Origin of the sequence: Planotetraspora mira (assembly GCF_016863275.1) — a bacterium.
GTDB lineage: Bacteria > Actinomycetota > Actinomycetes > Streptosporangiales > Streptosporangiaceae > Planotetraspora > Planotetraspora mira.
Genome location: NZ_BOOO01000055.1, coordinates 1 through 17,105, shown reverse-complemented (window position 1 = coordinate 17,105; position 17,105 = coordinate 1). Strand labels below are relative to the sequence as shown.

16 protein-coding genes are annotated in these 17,105 nt (G+C 68.6%); 14 read left to right on the top strand and 2 right to left on the bottom strand.

Translation table 11 applies throughout. The features are described from left to right. The first annotated feature begins 240 nt into the window (after nt 1–240). From Pmi06nite_RS40145 to Pmi06nite_RS40135, 3 genes are all read left to right on the top strand, one after another. Nucleotides 241–1,011 carry an ABC transporter ATP-binding protein gene (locus Pmi06nite_RS40145; RefSeq protein WP_203958497.1) on the top strand — a complete coding sequence of 257 codons (771 nt, stop codon included), beginning with the start codon at nt 241–243 and terminating at the stop codon, nt 1,009–1,011. Next, complete coding sequence (locus tag Pmi06nite_RS40140; protein ID WP_203958496.1) at nt 1,008–2,564, top strand: hypothetical protein; 1,557 nt, start codon at nt 1,008–1,010, stop codon at nt 2,562–2,564. The genes Pmi06nite_RS40145 and Pmi06nite_RS40140 overlap by 4 nt, the downstream gene beginning before the upstream one ends. A gap of 82 nt (nt 2,565–2,646) precedes the next feature. After that, on the top strand, nt 2,647–5,283 hold the full coding sequence (locus Pmi06nite_RS40135) for a phosphoenolpyruvate carboxylase (RefSeq protein ID WP_203958495.1): 2,637 nt from the start codon (nt 2,647–2,649) through the stop codon (nt 5,281–5,283). A 184-nt stretch (nt 5,284–5,467) separates the two neighbouring features. Here the strand turns inward: Pmi06nite_RS40135 and fdhD are convergent, their stop codons facing one another. After that, nucleotides 5,468–6,328, bottom strand: coding sequence for a formate dehydrogenase accessory sulfurtransferase FdhD (gene fdhD, locus Pmi06nite_RS40130; RefSeq protein ID WP_203958510.1), 861 nt, complete (start codon nt 6,326–6,328; stop codon nt 5,468–5,470). Nucleotides 6,329–6,526: 198 nt separating this feature from the next. On the opposite strand from fdhD, the gene Pmi06nite_RS40125 reads away from it, so the two are divergent. From Pmi06nite_RS40125 to Pmi06nite_RS40090, 8 genes are all read left to right on the top strand, one after another. After that, nucleotides 6,527–7,354 (top strand): biotin--[acetyl-CoA-carboxylase] ligase, encoded by an 828-nt coding sequence (locus tag Pmi06nite_RS40125; RefSeq protein ID WP_203958494.1) that lies wholly within the window; start codon nt 6,527–6,529, stop codon nt 7,352–7,354. Nucleotides 7,355–7,411: 57 nt separating this feature from the next. Next, nucleotides 7,412–7,924: a PH domain-containing protein gene (locus tag Pmi06nite_RS40120; RefSeq protein WP_203958493.1), complete on the top strand. Its 513-nt coding sequence runs from the start codon at nt 7,412–7,414 to the stop codon at nt 7,922–7,924. Between the two features lie 68 nt (nt 7,925–7,992). Then, nucleotides 7,993–8,988 carry an adenylate/guanylate cyclase domain-containing protein gene (locus tag Pmi06nite_RS40115; RefSeq protein ID WP_203958492.1) on the top strand — a complete coding sequence of 332 codons (996 nt, stop codon included), beginning with the start codon at nt 7,993–7,995 and terminating at the stop codon, nt 8,986–8,988. 50 nt (nt 8,989–9,038) lie between these two features. Next, entirely contained in the window at nt 9,039–10,139 is a 1,101-nt protein-coding gene (locus Pmi06nite_RS40110) for an S-(hydroxymethyl)mycothiol dehydrogenase (protein WP_203958491.1), read from the top strand. A gap of 89 nt (nt 10,140–10,228) precedes the next feature. Beyond that, complete coding sequence (locus Pmi06nite_RS40105; RefSeq protein ID WP_203958490.1) at nt 10,229–10,408, top strand: (2Fe-2S)-binding protein; 180 nt, start codon at nt 10,229–10,231, stop codon at nt 10,406–10,408. 13 nt (nt 10,409–10,421) lie between these two features. After that, complete coding sequence (gene bfr, locus Pmi06nite_RS40100) at nt 10,422–10,907, top strand: bacterioferritin (protein ID WP_203958489.1); 486 nt, start codon at nt 10,422–10,424, stop codon at nt 10,905–10,907. Between the two features lie 289 nt (nt 10,908–11,196). Continuing rightward, nucleotides 11,197–11,865, top strand: coding sequence for a response regulator transcription factor (locus Pmi06nite_RS40095; RefSeq protein ID WP_030451323.1), 669 nt, complete (start codon nt 11,197–11,199; stop codon nt 11,863–11,865). A gap of 36 nt (nt 11,866–11,901) precedes the next feature. After that, the gene (locus tag Pmi06nite_RS40090) at nt 11,902–13,170 is read left to right on the top strand and encodes an ATP-binding protein (RefSeq protein WP_203958488.1); all 1,269 of its coding nucleotides are present in this window, start codon (nt 11,902–11,904) and stop codon (nt 13,168–13,170) included. On the opposite strand, the gene Pmi06nite_RS40085 is transcribed toward Pmi06nite_RS40090, so the two are convergent. Next, the gene (locus Pmi06nite_RS40085) at nt 13,143–13,631 is read right to left on the bottom strand and encodes a GtrA family protein (protein WP_203958487.1); all 489 of its coding nucleotides are present in this window, start codon (nt 13,629–13,631) and stop codon (nt 13,143–13,145) included. The genes Pmi06nite_RS40090 and Pmi06nite_RS40085 overlap by 28 nt on opposite strands. Before the next feature lie 240 nt (nt 13,632–13,871). Between Pmi06nite_RS40085 and Pmi06nite_RS40080 the strand changes: the two genes are divergently transcribed. From Pmi06nite_RS40080 to purE, 3 genes are all read left to right on the top strand, one after another. Beyond that, a complete protein-coding gene (locus Pmi06nite_RS40080; RefSeq protein ID WP_203958486.1) occupies nt 13,872–14,840 on the top strand; it encodes a DUF8094 domain-containing protein in 969 nt (322 codons plus the stop codon). 78 nt (nt 14,841–14,918) lie between these two features. Continuing rightward, nucleotides 14,919–16,157, top strand: a complete 1,239-nt coding sequence (locus Pmi06nite_RS40075; protein ID WP_275409658.1) for a 5-(carboxyamino)imidazole ribonucleotide synthase — start codon at nt 14,919–14,921, stop codon at nt 16,155–16,157. Next, nucleotides 16,150–16,689 (top strand): 5-(carboxyamino)imidazole ribonucleotide mutase, encoded by a 540-nt coding sequence (purE, locus tag Pmi06nite_RS40070; RefSeq protein WP_203958485.1) that lies wholly within the window; start codon nt 16,150–16,152, stop codon nt 16,687–16,689. The genes Pmi06nite_RS40075 and purE overlap by 8 nt, the downstream gene beginning before the upstream one ends. The last annotated feature ends 416 nt before the right edge of the window (nt 16,690–17,105 follow it).

Below are 17,105 nucleotides of genomic sequence, written 5' to 3'. Positions count from 1 at the left end.
CGATTTCGCGTACCACGTCGGGTTCGCCCGCAGTTATGCCCGACAGGGTAACCAGCATGTGACACCAACCCATGACGGGGGCGTGCGCCGTTCTGAGCCATTCCGCCTGATCCACGCATCGAAACTCGGGACGTCCCCGATACGGGGAAACCTGGACGGGCACCGGAGGAAGCATCATGATCTCGGATCATCAACTGGCGCGAAAGCCGTACAAAGGCACGGACTGGCAGAGTGGGGCTCATGGTCGAAGCGGTGCGGACACAGGGGTTGTACAAGAGGTTCGGACAACAGGTGGCCGTCGGGGGCGTGGACCTGATCGTGCCGAAAGGCAGCTTCGCCGGCCTCGTCGGACCCAACGGGGCGGGCAAGACCACGACGCTGAGCATGATCACCGGTCTGCTGCGGCCCGACGGCGGGCTGATCGAGATCAACGGTCACAACGTCTGGACCGATCCCGTCAGTGTGAAGGCGCACATCGGCGTGCTGCCGGAGGGCCTTCGGCTGTTCGAGCGCCTGTCCGGCCGGGAGTTGCTGCTCTACAGCGGCCGCCTCCGGGGCATCCCTCTCGAGGAGACCGGCCGCCGCGCCGACGAACTGCTGCGGGTCATGGACCTGCTCGAATCGCAGGACAAGCTCGTCATCGACTACTCGACCGGCATGCGCAAGAAGATCGGTCTGGCCGCCGCGCTGCTGCACAACCCCGGCGTTCTGTTCCTGGACGAGCCGTTCGAGGGTGTCGACCCGGTGTCGGCGAACACCCTGATCGACGTTCTGCGCAGATTCACCGAGTCCGGGTCGACCGTGATCTTCTCCAGCCACGTCATGGACCTGGTCGAACGGCTCTGCGACTGGGTCTCGGTGATGAGCCGCGGCCACATCGTGGCGCAGGGCCCGCTGGCCGAGGTGCGCGGTGAGCGGACCCTGAACGAGGCGTTCCTCGACCTCGTCGGCGCCCGGGGCAGCGGGGACGAGGGCCTGTCGTGGCTCGGCTCGTCGGGGGACCCGCGATGACGATGCTCTTCGTGCGGCTGAAACTCCGGCTGATCCTGGGGAACCTCAGGGGAGACCTCATCAAGCAGGTGGGTTTCGCCTTCTCCCTCCTGTCCGCCCTCGGATGTGCGCTGGGCGGTTTCGTCCTGTTCGGTCTCCTCCGTTTGGCATCCCCTGACGTGGCACTCAACGTCGGGATCGTGGTCTTCACACTGTTCACAGTGGGATGGGCCGTCGTGCCGCTGCTGATCTTCGGAGTGGACGAGACGCTCGACCCGTCGCGGCTGGCGCTGTTCCCCCTCACCACCCGTCAACTCGCGGCCGGCATGTTCGCCGCGTCCGCGACCGGACCGTGGCCGCTGGCGTCGCTGGCCGTCCTGGCCGGGGGCGTCGTCGCGCTGGCCGAAGGCGTGGGCGGAGTGCTGATCGGCCTGGTCGCCGTCGTGCTCCAGTTCGCCCTCTGCCTGGTCACGTCACGAGTGCTCACCACGGCGCTGTCGGGCGCGCTGCGCAGCAGGCGCGGGCGCGACGTCCTCGCGGTGGCCGCCGTCGGCGTCGTGCTGTTGTCGCAGTTGCCCAACCTGCTCCTGAACCGGGGTCTTCCCGGCGATCCGGGTGCCCTGCTCTCGTCCACCGGCGAGGTCCTGCGCTGGGCGCCGCCCGGTCTCGCGGCTCACGCGATCGCCGACGGCGGCCTGGTCGGCGTGGCCGAACTGGTCGTGCTCGGCGGCGTGGTGGTGCTGCTGGCCTGGTTGTGGATCGTCGCCCTCCGTCGGGCCCTCGTCATGCCGGACGCCTCCAACCAGGGCGGCGGCACCGTCCGGCGGTCGTGGATCGACCGTTTCCTCCCGCAGGGTCCGCTGGGCGGCGTCGTCGCCAAGGAGTTGAAGTACGCCCGTCGAGAGCCGCGTGGACGGGTCGCCTGGTTCACCGCGGTGGTGGTGAGCGGGATCATCATGTTCACCCTCAGCGGTGGCGACGGCCCGGTGGGGTTGTTCTCCGCCGCGGGCCCCGCCTGTCTGGCAGCCCTGCTGATCGGCATACAGGCGTGCAACTCCTTCGGCATCGACGGCCGGTCGCTGTGGATGAACGCCGTGACGTTCTCCTCGGACCGCGACCTGCGAACCGACCTCGCCGGCCGGCACCTCGCGATGGCCGTCATCGCGGTGCCGGTGCTCGGCGTGATCTCGGTCGCGGCCGCGTTGCTGGCGGGAAACGCGGCCTGGGCGGTTCCGGCCGCGTTCACCGCCTGGGGCCTGCTGGGCGTCGCGCTCGGTGTGGGAGCGGTGACGAGCGTGATCCTGCCCTACACCCTTCCCGAGCGGCTCAATGCGTTCAGTGGGGCCGCGCCCGGTCAGGGGGCTCTCGCCTTCGGCTCCTCCAGCCTCGGGTTCCTCGTGACCGGCGCGCTCGCGCTGCCCGTCGTCCTGCCGGTGCTGCTGGGCATCGGGTGGTTCGGCCTTCTCGCCGTGCCGTACGGGCTGCTCGTGGCGTGGGCGGGCCGGAAGACGGCGGGGCTCGTCGGGTTCGCCCGCCTGCCCTCCATCCTTGCGGCGGTCTCGCGGGCGACCTGAGGAGGAGAGCCGCCGCAGTGGTCTAGTCCAATGGGTGAGACCGGTCTCGGGCGATCAGTCCCTATTCGCTAGCCTTCCAAGCATGGCCGCCATCGCCCCTGCCGAACGCCACAACGCCGTCGCGGAGATGCCGGACGAGCTCCGCGCCGACGTTCGCCTCCTCGGCGGACTCCTGGGTCAGGTGATCGCCGAGCACGGCGGTCCCGGCCTCCTCGCCGACGTCGAGCGGCTGCGCAAGGCCGTCATCGCCGCGCGCCGCCGTGAGACCACCGCCGACGAGGTGGCCGCCATGGTCGCCGAGTGGCCGATCGAGCGGGCCGTCCACATCGCCCGGGCGTTCACGTGTTACTTCCATCTGGCCAACCTGGCGGAGGAGCACTACCGCATCCGCATCCTGCGGCAGCGCGACAGGGACGACGTCCCGTTGCGCGAGTCGCTGGCGGAAGCCGTACAGGAACTGCGCGGCGACGACCGGCTGACCGAGCTGCTCGAGGGCCTGGAGTTCCGCCCGGTGCTGACGGCCCATCCCACCGAGGCCCGCAGGCGTGCGGTGGTGACCGCGATCCAGCGGATCAGCACGGAGCTCGACCGGTACAACGCGCCGGGCGTGGGGGCGGGGGAGCAGGAGGAGGCCAACCGGCGCCTGCTCGAGGAGATCGACATCCTGTGGCGGACGTCGCAGCTGCGGTCCACGAAGCTGGACCCGCTCGACGAGGTCCGTACGGCGATGGCCGCCTTCGACGAGACCCTGTTCCGCACGGTGCCGCAGATCTACCGGTCGCTCGACGCGGCCCTGGCCCCGGGCACGGGGACGCGCGAACCGCTGGCCAGGCCGTTCATCCACTACGGGAGCTGGATCGGCGGCGACCGCGACGGCAACCCGAACGTGACCGCCAAGGTGACCCGCGAGGCCGTCCTCATCCAGGCCGAGCACGTGCTCATCGCGCTGGAGAACGCCGCGACCCGGATCGGGCGGACGCTGACCGCCTCGGACCTCTACACGCCGCCCTCGGCCGCGCTCCGCGCCGCGTTGTCGCAGGCCGAGGACGACTATCCCGAGATCGTGTCGGAGGTGGCCACCCGCTCGCCGCAGGAGCCGCACCGGCAGTGGCTGGTCTTCGTCGCCGCGCGGATCGCGGCCACCCGCCGCCGTGACCTGGACCTCGCCTACCGGTCGCCGTCCGAGCTGCTCGCCGCGCTCCGGCTGACGCAGGAGTCCCTTCGGGAAGGCGGCGCCGTACGGCAGGCCTTCGGCGAACTGCAGCACCTGATCTGGCAGGTGGAGACCTTCGGGTTCCACCTCGCCGAGCTGGAGGTGCGCCAGCATTCCGAGGTCCACGCGGCGGCGCTGAAGGAGATCGCCTCGGGCAAGCTCTCCGAGCGCACGGAAGAGGTCCTGGCCACGATCAGGGTCATCGGCTGGATCCAGGAGCGCTTCGGTGTGACCGCGTGCCCCCGGTACGTCGTGTCGTTCACCCGGTCCGCCGACGACATCGCCGCCGTCCACGAGTTGGCCCGGCATGCTCTCGGCGACCGCGCCCCGGTCCTGGACGTCGTGCCGTTGTTCGAGTCGGGCGAGGACCTGGACAACTCCTCCGCCGTCCTCGACGGCATGTTGTCGCTCGAACCCGTGCGCAGGCGGCTCGCCGACAACGGGCGGCGCATCGAAGTCATGCTGGGGTATTCGGACTCGGCCAAGGAACTCGGCCCCGCCGCCGCGACCCTGCGCCTCTACGACGCCCAGGCCGCGCTCACCGCCTGGGCCGCGGCCAACGACGTGCGGCTGACGCTCTTCCACGGCAGGGGCGGGGCCCTGGGCCGAGGTGGCGGCCCGGCCAACCGCGCCGTGCTCGCCCAGGCGCCCGGGTCGGTGGCGGGCCGGTTCAAGGTCACCGAGCAGGGCGAGGTCATCTTCGCCCGGTACGGGCACACGGCGATCGCCAGACGGCACATCGAGCAGGTGACCAACGCGGTGCTGCTGGCCTCGACGACCGCCGTCGAGTCGAGCAACGCCGCCGCGGCGGCGAAGTTCCGCGCGCTGGCGGAGAAGGTCGCCCGCGCGTCGGAGGCGGCGTACCGGTCGCTGACCGAGGCTTCGGGCTTCCCGGAATGGTTCGCCCTCGTCAGCCCCCTGGAGGAGATCGGCTCGCTCCGGCTCGGCTCCCGTCCCGCCCGCCGGGGTCTCGGCGCCCCGCGGTCGCTCGACGACCTGCGGGCCATCCCGTGGGTGTTCGCCTGGGCCCAGACCCGGGCCAACCTGCCCGGCTGGTACGGCCTGGGCAGCGGCCTGAACGCCATCGTGTCCGAGGAGGGGCCGGACGAGCTCCGGTCGGCGTACCGGGAATGGCCCCTGTTCGCCTCCCTGCTCGACAACGCGGAGATGTCGCTGGCCAAGACCGACCGGGCGATCGCCTCGCGTTATCTCGCCCTCGGAGGCCGTGACGACTTCGTCGAGCAGGTCCTCGGCGAATACGACCTGACCAGGAGACTCGTGCTGGAGGTCACCGGCCACAGTCGGCTGCTGGAGAACCGGCGGGTCCTGTCGAGGGCCGTCCAGCTCCGCGACCCCTATGTGGACGCCCTCAGCCATCTGCAGTTGCGGGCGCTGTCGGCGCTGCGAGCCGACGGAGACCTGTCCGAGGACGAGCGGGAACGCCTGTCGACCCTCCTGCTGCTGAGCGTCAACGGAGTGGCCGCCGGCCTCCAGAACACCGGCTGATCTTGTTTTTGTGGTGATCATGCACAGGTTCGTGATCAGGCCCTCTGACCTGCCCCGACACTTGTGGTGATCATGCATGGGTTCGTGGATGTTCCGCCCGACCTGGGCGGACATCCGGCGTGATCATGCGCAGATTCGTAAAGATGCCCGCTGACCTGGCCCGACTTCATTCGTGATCATGCGATCAGGTCGTGATCCGCTCCGTGCCGGAGTAGATGTTGAACCGCTCATCGCGGAGGAATCCGACCAGAGTCATGCCGAAGTCCCGGCCCAGGTCCACGGCCAGCGACGACGGCGCCGAGACCGCACAGACGATCTGGACGCCCGCCGCGAGCGCCTTCTGCATGATCTCGTAGCTGGCGCGCCCGCTGACCAGGAGGACGTGTTGGTCGAGCGGCAGCCTGTCCGTCGTGAGGGACCACCCCACCAGCTTGTCGACCGCGTTGTGGCGCCCCACGTCCTCCCGGGCCGCGATCAGCGTCCCGTCGGGTGTGAACAGGCCCGCCGCGTGCAGACCACCGGTCCTGCCGAACACCCCTTGGGCCTTGCGCAACATCGACGGCAGGCCGTACAGGATCTCGGGGGAGACCTCGATCTTCGTGCCGGCGTCGAGCGGTGAGCAGCGGTCTCGCAGTGCGTCGAGGCTGGCGCTCCCACAGACTCCGCACGCACTCGACGTCAAGAAATGACGCTCAAGTGCGGAAATGTCAGGCATCGTCGATGTGCGGAGCCGCACGGTGACAGTGTTGTAGCGCTCCTCCGGCGTGAGGTCCTCGTCGGTGCAGTAACCGATCGCCGCGATGTCGCCGGGCCCGATGATCCCCTCGCCGTGCAGGAATCCCGCCGCGAGCTCGAAGTCCGCGCCGGGCGTGCGCATCGTGATCGCCACCGTACGGCTCTCGCCACCCGCGAGCAGGCGGATCTCCAGGGGTTCCTCGGTGGCGAGATCGTCACGACGATCGCGTACGGCGGTGCCGGAGACCTCGCGCACGCGAATCCGGGTGACGGGTCCGGGTCGGTTCGTACGGCTCTCGTCCGTTTGCATGGTCACGAATCGCTTCTTCGCTGCTCGGAGGGGCACTTGGAGAACTTGTGCATGATCACGAAACGAGTTCGGGCTGGTCGGAGGGTGTTTTCCCGAATCTGTGCATGATCACGGCGAAGGTCGGGTCCATGCCGCACACATTACGCCGGGGTGGTGGACCCGGCGGATCTCAGGAGCGCGGCCCGTTAACCTGGGGATGTGCCGGACTCGCCTTATGCCGATCTCGACCGGCCGCCACTGTCCGAAGCGGCGCTCCAGCAGGCTCTGGTGCGTCCGGGATCGTTGTGGTCGGCTGTCACCGTCGTCGAGCGGACGGGATCCACCAACGCCGACTTGGCCAAAGCCGTCCGCGAGGGGACCCGCGAGGGCGCCGTGCTCGTCGCGGAGTCCCAGTTCGCCGGGCGCGGCCGTCTCGGGCGGGTGTGGACCGCGCCGCCGCGGTCCGGGCTCACGTTCTCCATCCTCCTGCGGCCGGAGGTGCCGCCGGCCCGGCAGGGCTGGCTCTCCCTCCTGGTGGCGGTCGCGGCCGGATCGGCCGTACGACGGATTGCGGGGGTGGACGTCAGGCTGAAGTGGCCGAACGATCTGCTCGTCGGCGAGCGCAAGCTCGCGGGGATCCTCGCCGAGCGCGTGGACAGCGCTGTGATCGTGGGAATGGGCCTCAACGTGTCCACGAGGCCCCAGGAGTTGCCCGTCGACCGGGCCACCTCGCTCACGATCGAGAAAGCGGTCCACGCCGACCGCGACCCGCTCCTCCGGGCGATCCTCCGGGAGATCGAGACGCACTACCGGGAGTGGGTCGACGCCGACGGCGACGCCGACGCCTGCGGGCTGCGGGCTGCGTATCTCGCCTGCTCGGGCACGATCGGGCAGGAGGTGCGGGTGGAACTTCCCGGGGAGCGCCTGCTGGTCGGGCAGGCCTTCGGGGTGGACCAGGCGGGCTATCTTCTGGTTCGCTCGAAGGGCAAGGAGCACTCGCTCAGCGCCGGTGACGTCGTCCATGTGCGTCGCGTCGAAGGCACGTGAGCGAACCATTGGCGAGTGGACATGCAAACCCAGGGCGAACGTGTCACGATTTGCGCCATGGGTCTCGCGGATCACTATCTGACCGAGGGGGAGCGGGTCGTTCACTCGTTCCATCCTCACTGGAAGCGGCTGATCGTGCCGTTCCTCGCTCTCATTCTCGTCGTGGCGGTTTCGAGCGTCGCGATCTACTTCATCCCGAGTGACTTCGAATACTCGGGTATCGCGCGGATCGCCGTCGCGGTGGTCGCCGTCGTGCTGCTGACCTGGTGGTCGTTCTTCCCCTACCTGAAGTGGAAGACGACCTCCTACACGCTCACGTCGCACCGTTTCGCGATCAGCACCGGCATCCTGAACAAGGCCGACGACGACATCCCGCTGGCCAAGGTGAACAGCGTCAGTTCGGACCAGCGCTTCCTTGAGCGCATCCTGGGATGTGGCACCTTGCGCGTCGAGTCGGCCTCCGAGAAGGGGGAGATCGACTACAAGGACATTCCCAAGATCCAGACGGTACGGCAGGAGCTGTTCCGGCTGGTGGAGGACGCCTCCGACGGCAACATCGACGGCAAGTGAGGCGACGGCGGTCTCGGACGCCGGTGTGACGGCCCGAGGGCGATGGTCTACGACGGCTTGGGGGAGACGTGGAGACCGGAGGACGGCCTAGCGCCGACGATGTCCAGCGCTTGTTCCTCGGGCCGGCGCCCACCTACACGCGCCGCCAGATCGCCGAGGCGGCGGACGTCCCGCAGGAACTGGCGGGGCGCGTCTGGCGGGCGCTGGGCTTCGCCTCCCTCGCCGACGACGCGGTGGCCTTCACCGCCGCCGACCTCGGCGCGCTGCGGCGCATCCGGAGGCTGATCGACTCGGGCGTCCTCGACGAGCAGACCGTCATCCGGATGGCCAGGGCGCTCGGCCGCACCACCTCCAGGCTGGCCCAGTGGCAGGCCGAGATCATGATCGGGACGCTGGATCCGAACGTCCCGCCCAGCGACGCCGATCTCGTCCGTGTGATGGAGACGGCGCGCGCCCTGCTGCCCGACTTCGAGCAGACGCTGGTCCACGTCTGGCGTTCCCAGCTGGCCGCCGTGGTCAGCCGTCTGATCTCGCCGTCCGTGGGCGACGACGCGTTGCCGTCGCGACTGACGCTGGCCGTCGGCTTCGCGGACCTGGTGGCCTTCACCAGAGTCTCCCGGCAGCTCGACGAGATGGCCTTGGCCGACCTGCTCGAAGGCTTCGAGGTACGGGCCTCCGACGTCATCGCCTCTCACGGCGGCCGGCTGGTGAAGACCCTCGGTGACGAGGTGCTGTTCACCGCCGACGAGCCGAGGGCGGCCGCGCTCATCGCCCTCGACCTTCTCGACGAGATGAAGCTCGACGAGAAGGGACCGGACCTGCGGATCGGCCTGGCCTGGGGCCCGGTGCTGCCCATGATGGGCGACGTCTTCGGCACGACGGTGAACCTGGCGGCCCGCCTCACGTCGCTCGCCAGGCCGGGGACGATCGTCGTCGACGACGGCATGGGGGGGACGCTCGGCGACGTGCCCGGCGTCGAGCTGCTCAAGATCCGTCGCAGACCTGTGCGCGGCCTCGGGGTTGTCCAGCCCTATGTACTCCGGCGAGCCGGACAAGGAGACTAAGCAAGATACGAATGAGGCTCACGGGCCGAAAAATGAAGGGTGAGGTACGCATGCCGTACGAGGTGCAGGGCGTGGTGGCACGGGGCAAGGGCAAGCCGGTGACGCTGGAGACCATCCACGTGCCCGACCCGGGACCCGGTGAGGCCGTGGTGAACGTGCAGGCCTGCGGCGTCTGCCACACGGACCTCCACTACCGCGAGGGTGGCATCAACGACGACTTCCCGTTCCTGCTCGGGCACGAGGCGGCCGGGGTCGTGGAGGCCGTCGGTGCGGGCGTCACGGACGTCGCGCCGGGCGACTACGTGATCCTCAACTGGCGCGCGGTGTGCGGTGAATGCCGCGCCTGCCTGCGCGGGCGTCCCTGGTACTGCTTCAACACCCACAACGCCACGCAGAAGATGACGCTGGCGGACGGGACCGTCCTGAGCCCGGCGCTGGGCATCGGGGCGTTCGTGGAGAAGACGCTGGTCGCGTCGGGACAGTGCACGAAGGTTGACCCGGCCGCCAGGCCCGCCGTCGCCGGCCTGCTCGGCTGCGGCGTGATGGCCGGGCTCGGGGCGGCGATCAACACCGGTGGCGTGACCCGGGGAGACTCCGTCGCGGTCATCGGCTGCGGAGGGGTGGGCGACGCCGCGATCCTCGGATCGAGCGTCGCGGGAGCGGGCACCATCATCGCGGTCGACGTCGACGACCAGAAGCTCGAATGGGCCCGCGGGTTCGGCGCCACGCACACGGTCAACTCCCGCACGACCGATCCGGTCGAGGCGATCCGCGAGCTCACCGGGGGCAACGGAGCCGACGTCGTGATCGAGGCGGTCGGCCGCCCGGAGACCTACAAGCAGGCCTTCTACGCCAGGGACCTCGCGGGGACCGTCGTCCTCGTCGGCGTCCCCACCCCCGAGATGCAGCTCGAACTGCCCCTCCTGGACGTCTTCGGGCGCGGTGGCTCGCTCAAGTCCTCGTGGTACGGCGACTGCCTGCCGAGCAGGGACTTCCCGATGCTGATCGGCCTCTATCTCCAGGGCAGGCTCAACCTGGAGGGCTTCGTGTCGGAGACGATCTCGATCGACCAGGTCGAGGACGCCTTCGCCAAGATGGAGCGCGGTGAGGTGCTCCGGTCCGTCGTGGAGTTCCCGGCGGCAGCGGTGTGATTGGTATCACATAGGCAAGCCTTACCGGCGTGGGTTACCTTAGGCATGCCTAACCTTACGCCCCGTTCCCTGGAAGGCTTCGCATCGCCGTGTACGTCTGCATCTGCCGCGCCGTGACCGAAAACGAGGTCCATGAGTGCATCGCCGCAGGTGCGACGAGCGCGAAGCAGGTCAGAGACACGACGGGCGCCGGAGGTGACTGCGCGTCATGCGTTCGAAAGATCTGTGCGATCCTGAAACGGTCTGAGGACCTCGTCACCGTCGCATAGATCGAGAGGCGTCATGCAGGGCGACAGGGAGATCATCGCGCTGCTCAACGAGCAGCTCACCTCCGAGCTCACGGCCATCAACCAGTACTTCCTGCACGCCAAGATGCAGGAGCACTGGGGGTACACGAAGCTGGCCGCCTTCACTCGGCACGAGTCCATCGATGAGATGCGGCACGCCGAGGTGCTGACCGACCGGATCCTCTTCTTGGAAGGGTTGCCGAACTACCAGAAGCTCAACACGCTTCACATCGGGCAGACCGTCAGGGAGCAGATCCAGGCCGACCTCGAGCTCGAGATCGGCGTGGTGGAGCGGCTCCGTCCCGGGATCGCGCTGATGCGCGAGCGGGGCGACATCACCTCGGCGAACATCTTCGAGGCGATCCTGGCCGACGAGGAGCACCACATCGACTACCTGGAGACCGAGCTCGGCCTCATCGAGAGCCTGGGCGAGAAGCTCTATCTGGCGCGTTACGCCGAGCCTCCGTCGCCCTCTTCCTGAGGCACCACGGGGCCCCGGCCGTACTCGACGCCGGTCGTTTTCTGCCCCAGCGCGTCAAGCAACGCCCGCCGGATCCTCTCCGGCGGGCGTTGTTTGTCTGTCATACGGCTGAGGCGGAAGTGTCGCGCATCGGGACCGGATAGCGGAGCCATGCCCGGATCGTTGCGGCCCTTGCGTGTTGACTATCCCAGATTTATCAGTGTTTGCCCAGGTCAATTGATGGGTCAACGACAAGTCAAACTGCGCGCTGTAGCCGGGAAACGATCGCCTAAGGTCCTACGATCGCTCCATGACCTGCGTACTTCTCGCCGAGGATGACACCTCGATATCCGAGCCGCTGGCGCGCGCATTGCGCCGGGAGGGCTATCAGGTAGAGGTGAGCCCGGATGGCCCGCAGGCCCTCGAAAGGGCCCTGTCGGGGGGCGTCGACCTGATAGTTCTCGACCTCGGCCTGCCCGAGATGGACGGGCTTGAGGTTGCTCGCCGCATCAGAGCGGAGGGACACGGCACTCCGGTGCTGATCCTCACCGCCCGTGTCGACGAAGTCGACACCGTTGTCGGTCTCGATGCAGGGGCCGACGACTACGTGACCAAGCCGTTCCGCCTCGCCGAACTGCTCGCCCGTGTGCGGGCACTGCTCCGGCGCGGAACCTCCGAGACCCCGGTGGTGCAGGGCGTCCGCATCGACGCCGACTCGCGCCGGGCCTGGATGGGAGACAAGGAACTACACCTGACCACCAAGGAGTTCGACCTGCTCCGCGTGCTCGTACGGGACGCCGGGAAGGTCGTCACCCGCGAGCAGATCATGCGCGAGGTGTGGGACACCAACTGGTGGGGGTCCACGAAGACACTCGATATGCACATCTCATGGTTGCGTCGGAAGTTGGGGGACGACGCCGCCAAACCTCGGTACATCACGACCGTCCGAGGGGTCGGCTTCCGTTTCGAGCGCGAGTAGACCCGCGTGGCGGGTTCGTTGGGGAGGAGCTAGCACGTGCGCCGGCGCCTGCTCTCCTCGATGCTGCTCGTTGCGGTAATCGCCGTCCTGCTGTTAGGCGTGCCGCTCGCCGTCGTCGTCGTCCGGTTGATCAACGATGAAGCCGCCCGGGAGTTGAGAGCCGAAGCCAATCGGTTACTCATCGGGGTGGAGTACTCCGTCAGCCAGGACCAGACGATCGATCCCAACCGGTTGGGGAAGAACTACCCGGACCGGTACATACAGGTGTTCGTCCGAGGCAACCCGCTGTTGGTGGTCGGTACGCCGCCACCGGCCGGCCGCGAGATGACCGAGGAGGCCCGTTCCGAGAACGGCTACGTCCGGATCGGCCGGGACTCGGCCCAGATCGAACAGGACATTCACGCGAGGCTGGTGCTCACGATCGCACTTGCGATCATCGCACTCGGGGCGGCCGTCGGGCTCGCCTCCGTGACGTCGCGCCGCCTGACCCTGCCGCTCCAAGAACTGACCAAGATCGCGGAGCGGCTGGGGTCGGGCGACGCACGGCCCAGCCGGCACCGCTACGGCGTTCCGGAACTCGACCTGGTCGCGGAGGTTCTCGACCGCAGTGCGCTGCGGATCTCCGATCTGCTCTCGAGGGAGCGTGATTTCGCCACGGACGCCTCCCATCAGCTGCGCACGCCGCTCACCGGGCTGACGATGCGCCTGGAGGAGATCGTCGGCGCCGCGGGCGAGCCCGCGATCGTCCGTGAAGAAGGTGAGGCCGCGATCGTGCAGGTCGAGCGGCTCACGGCGGTCATCGACGAGCTTCTCGCCGCGGCTCGCCGCCAGCGGCATGCGCAGGCGGCGCCGATCGACGTGGACGACGTCGTCGAACAGCAGATCACCGAGTGGGAACCCGCGTTCCGGCGGGCGCAGCGTTCACTCGTGCTGGCGGGGGACCGCGGGCTCAGCGCCCTCGGGACCACGGGTGGCCTGAGTCAGGTGCTGTCCACCTTGATGGAGAACTCCCTCAAGCACGGTGACGGGTCGCTGACGATCAACACGTCGAGCACGGGGATGTCGGTCGTGATCGAGGTGGCCGACGAAGGTCTGGGCATCCCGGACAATCTCGGGCCCAAGGTATTCGAGCGAAGCGTCAGCGGGGGTGGGGGAACCGGGCTCGGGCTGACCCTGGCGAGGGCCCTGGTCGCCGCCGACGGCGGACGTCTCGAGCTGGTCAAGCCCCGGCCGGCGACCTTCGCGATCTTCTTGAGGCACGCCCGCGACCACGGACGTCACCGGGTGGTGAGCGGTCCTGCCTGAGGCGCGATGTCCTCGACCGAAGGCTGTACCGGAGCCGCGAGGAAGACCCACTTCTTGTACGACCAGAACCGGAACAGCGTGCCGATGACCGTTCCGATGATCTGGGCGATGTTGTAGGCCAGCAGGCCGTGCAGTCCCAGGGTGTAGGTCACGAAGCCGATCACGATCAGGGGGGGCAGCAGTCCGATCCCGTTGAGGACGAAGAACAGGACGTATTCCCGCGCGAGCCCGCTCTGCTCCCGGTGCCGGTAGGTCCAGAAGCGGTTGCCCAGGTAGGCGAAGGTGGCCGCGATGATCGTGGCGAGGACCTTGGAGGTCAGCGGGCCGAGGCCGATGCCGAAGCGGAAGAAGTTGCTTCCGAAGAAGTCGATGACGAAGGCGACGGCGCCAACGATGCCGAACTTGAGCAGTTCGTGCAGAAGCGTGGCGAACCGCTCGTAGGCACGTCGGAGAAACTGCACGTCCCGCACGGTCCTTCCTGGTCGGCGGCGAGGTCATCCCAGGCTACCGGTATAGGTCCCCCCTGGGGGATGGTCCCTACCTGCGCGTGTTCGTCACCTGGTGTTTCCTTGCCGCTGGTCAGAACATTTCAGAAAATATCCATCTATAAGCCATAAGCGAGGGCTGCACACACTACGCTCACGCCCGAGCAGGATCACTTTGTTCTGGAATCTGCGTGTTCTGGAGAGGTGGCCCCCACCGTGCTACGCAGAATCACGGCCCTCAGCTTCGCGCTCATCGTGCTCGCGGGTTGTGGAAACGAGACCTTCGGTCAGACGCCCGGCTCCCGCGGCGGCGATTCCGACGGGGCTACCGCCGTCGCGGCCACGAAGGCCGACGCCGAAGGTGCCTTCGCCACGCTCACCGAACTCAGGGAGGCGTGGAAGGGACACGACTGCGCCAAGGTCACGTCCTTGACGACCTGGGCGGAGGGCGCGCTCGCCGGACACGCCTGCGAGGCCGCGAAGGACGGGGGCACGGGCCTCGACCTCGGGGAGTACGGCGATGTCGAGTACCTGCTTCCGGGCGCCGGGGCGGGCGACGACGAGGGAGGCGCGTGGTTCGTCGCGCTGGCCCACGATCCCGATCCGACCTTCTTCGTCTTCGTCCAGGCCGAAGGGCGGTGGCGGCTGGGAGCCGGTCCGATCCCCGTCCTCCACAAGACGCCGAAGTTCGATGTGGACAGCAAGTCGGCCGATGAGAATCCTGAGATCGCCGTACAGGCGAGGCTCGTCCCGACCCGGTATGTCGCCTTCCTGACCGATCCTGCCGGAGTCAGCGGCGTGAAGTTCCCGTCCGGAGATCGGATGCGAGACCTTCTTCCCGAGCTGCTCCAGGCGCCGGCCAAGGTCCGCCCTGATCGGCTGTCGGTCGACGTCCAGCTGGAAGGCCAGGCATACGCGCTGGTCCTGGCCGACGGCGGCGCCCTGGTGTTCCACGCGCTCAGAGTCGTCTACGCCCAGCGACCCGGCTCCGGGCGCTCCTCGCTCGCCCATCCCCGGTACGGCGACGCGGACGTGCGCGCCTACACAGGGAAGCGTGACCCGGCCGCGATCACCGGGACCGAGCTGGTGATGCTCGCCACCGAGGTGTCCAAGGACAACGAGATGACCACGGTCGCCATGCGCCGGTCCCTGGCGGACATCACCCCCGACGCCACCGCGGAGTAGATCGTCCGCCCGCCTGGACATGGGTTGTGATCGGGGCGCGGGAGCCGTACAGGTGGGGAATCGGTAGGCTGACATGTCGTGAACAGCCCAAACGTTCCCCCGTCAGGCCGCGAGGCCGATTCCGCCGCTGCTCCGCGGCATGCCGGCGCCACGACTGGTAAAGCGGTCGTTCCCGTCGGAGGTCCGGACGGCCCCGTCGTCGGCATGGTGGGCGCGGGCCAGCTCGCCCGGATGACCCAGCAGGCCGCGATCGCGCTCGGTATCGACCTGCGTGTGCTGGCCAACTCGCGCGACGAGAGCGCCGCCAAGGTCATCGTCGACACGCGGCTGGGAGACTATCGCGATCTCGCCGACCTGCAGGAGTTCGCCAAGGGGTGCGACGCCGTCACGTTCGACCATGAACACGTGCCGACCGAGCACATCCGGGCGCTCCTCGGCGAGGGCTTCGCCGTACACCCGGGGGCCGACGCGCTCGTCCACGCCCAGGACAAGGCGGTCATGCGTGAGCGGCTGACCGCGATCGGTGTGCCGTGCCCGGCGTGGGCGCACGTGTCCGGGGTCGCGGATGTGGAGGCCTTCGCTCAGGAGCACGGATGGCCGGTGGTCCTGAAGGCGGTCCGTGGCGGCTATGACGGCAGGGGCGTGTGGGTCTGCGCTTCCGCCGACGAGGCCCGCGAGCCGCTGGAGTCGGGTGTGGCGCTGCTCGCCGAGGCCTTCGTGCCGTTCGAGCGGGAGCTGGCCGTGCTCGTCGCCCGATCCCCGCACGGGCAGGGGGTCAGCTATCCGGTCGTGGAGACCGTGCAGAAGGACGGCATCTGCGTCGAGGTCATCGCTCCGGCTCCGGGCCTGGGTGAAGAGGACGCCGCAGCCGCGCAGCACATCGCGCTGAAGATCGCCCAGGAACTGGGGGTCACCGGCCTGCTCGCGGTCGAGATGTTCTCCACCGAGTCGGGCCTGGTCGTCAACGAGCTCGCGATGCGACCGCACAACAGCGGTCACTGGACGATCGAGGGCGCCAGGACGTCCCAGTTCGAGCAGCACCTGCGAGCCGTGCTGAACCTGCCGCTGGGCTCGCCGTCGCTCACCGCGCCGGTCGTGGTCATGGTCAACCTGCTGGGCGGGTCGGACCCGAACATCTTCTCCCGGTACGAGCACGTGATGGCCCACGACCCCGGAATCAAGATTCACTTCTACGGCAAGGACGTACGGCCCGGCCGCAAGATCGGGCACGTGACCGCCCTCGGCACCGACCTGGCCGAGGTGCGTGCCCGGGCGTGGCATGCCGCCGACTGCTTGAAGGGACCGGCCGATGTCTGACTCCCGCTCCGCTGAGGCGGCTGACACGTCCCGGCCCACGGTGGGGATCGTCATGGGAAGCGATTCGGACTGGCCTGTGATGAAGTTGGCCGCCGAGGCTCTCGCGGAGTTCGGCGTGCCCTTCGAGGCCGATGTCGTCTCGGCCCACCGGATGCCCGCCGAAATGATCGAGTACGGCACGCACGCGGCTTCCCGCGGGCTGAAGGTGATCATCGCCGGAGCCGGGGGAGCGGCCCACCTGCCCGGAATGCTCGCCTCGGTCACGCCCTTGCCCGTCATCGGCGTTCCCGTGCCGCTCAAGTATCTGGATGGCATGGACTCCCTCCTGTCGATCGTTCAGATGCCTGCCGGGGTCCCCGTGGCCACCGTGGCCATCGGAGGCGCGCGCAACGCGGGGCTGCTCGCGGTACGGATCCTCGCCGCGTCGGACGACGGGTTGCGCAGCCGTATGGAGGACTTCCAGGTGGCACTGCGGGATCAAGCCCATGCCAAGGGAGAGAGGCTGCGCGCCGAAGCGGCCAAGATGCGCTGACACCCGAGGATGTCCGGGGGATCGGGATGTCCAACGAGAGGGACGATCGGGGACCGGGGGATATCCGGGCGCGTCTAGGTGTGTTCGGGTGTGTTCGGACGGCTTCCTCGGCGCTGGGTGGGCGGACGGGGCGGGTGTCGTGCCCGTCCCCTCCTGTCCGTCCATGCGGCCGGGGCGCCCTGGCCCGGCCATGTGGGCGGCCTGACCCATGCAGGTGGTCTGTGACCATGCGGGCGGTCTGACCATGCGGGTGCCTCCGACCATGCCTTCGCTTCGCACCTTCGGGCAGCCGTCATCCCCGGTCGGCGGCATGTTCGTGCCCTCCCGGTGTCCGTGTCTGCTGGGTCTGGGTGTGGGTCTGGGTGTGCTGATCATGTTCGCGTGGGGCGGTTGATGCGGGGGTTGAGGTAGGTGAA

Coding starts and splice junctions, on each gene's coding strand:
- Pmi06nite_RS40145 (WP_203958497.1), top strand. CDS start 241: ATGGTCGAAGCGGTGCGGACACAGGGGTTGTACAAGAGGTTCGGACAA.
- Pmi06nite_RS40140 (WP_203958496.1), top strand. CDS start 1,008: ATGACGATGCTCTTCGTGCGGCTGAAACTCCGGCTGATCCTGGGGAAC.
- Pmi06nite_RS40135 (WP_203958495.1), top strand. CDS start 2,647: ATGGCCGCCATCGCCCCTGCCGAACGCCACAACGCCGTCGCGGAGATG.
- fdhD (WP_203958510.1), bottom strand. CDS start 6,328: ATGCAAACGGACGAGAGCCGTACGAACCGACCCGGACCCGTCACCCGG.
- Pmi06nite_RS40120 (WP_203958493.1), top strand. CDS start 7,412: ATGGGTCTCGCGGATCACTATCTGACCGAGGGGGAGCGGGTCGTTCAC.
- Pmi06nite_RS40110 (WP_203958491.1), top strand. CDS start 9,039: ATGCCGTACGAGGTGCAGGGCGTGGTGGCACGGGGCAAGGGCAAGCCG.
- bfr (WP_203958489.1), top strand. CDS start 10,422: ATGCAGGGCGACAGGGAGATCATCGCGCTGCTCAACGAGCAGCTCACC.
- Pmi06nite_RS40095 (WP_030451323.1), top strand. CDS start 11,197: ATGACCTGCGTACTTCTCGCCGAGGATGACACCTCGATATCCGAGCCG.
- purE (WP_203958485.1), top strand. CDS start 16,150: ATGTCTGACTCCCGCTCCGCTGAGGCGGCTGACACGTCCCGGCCCACG.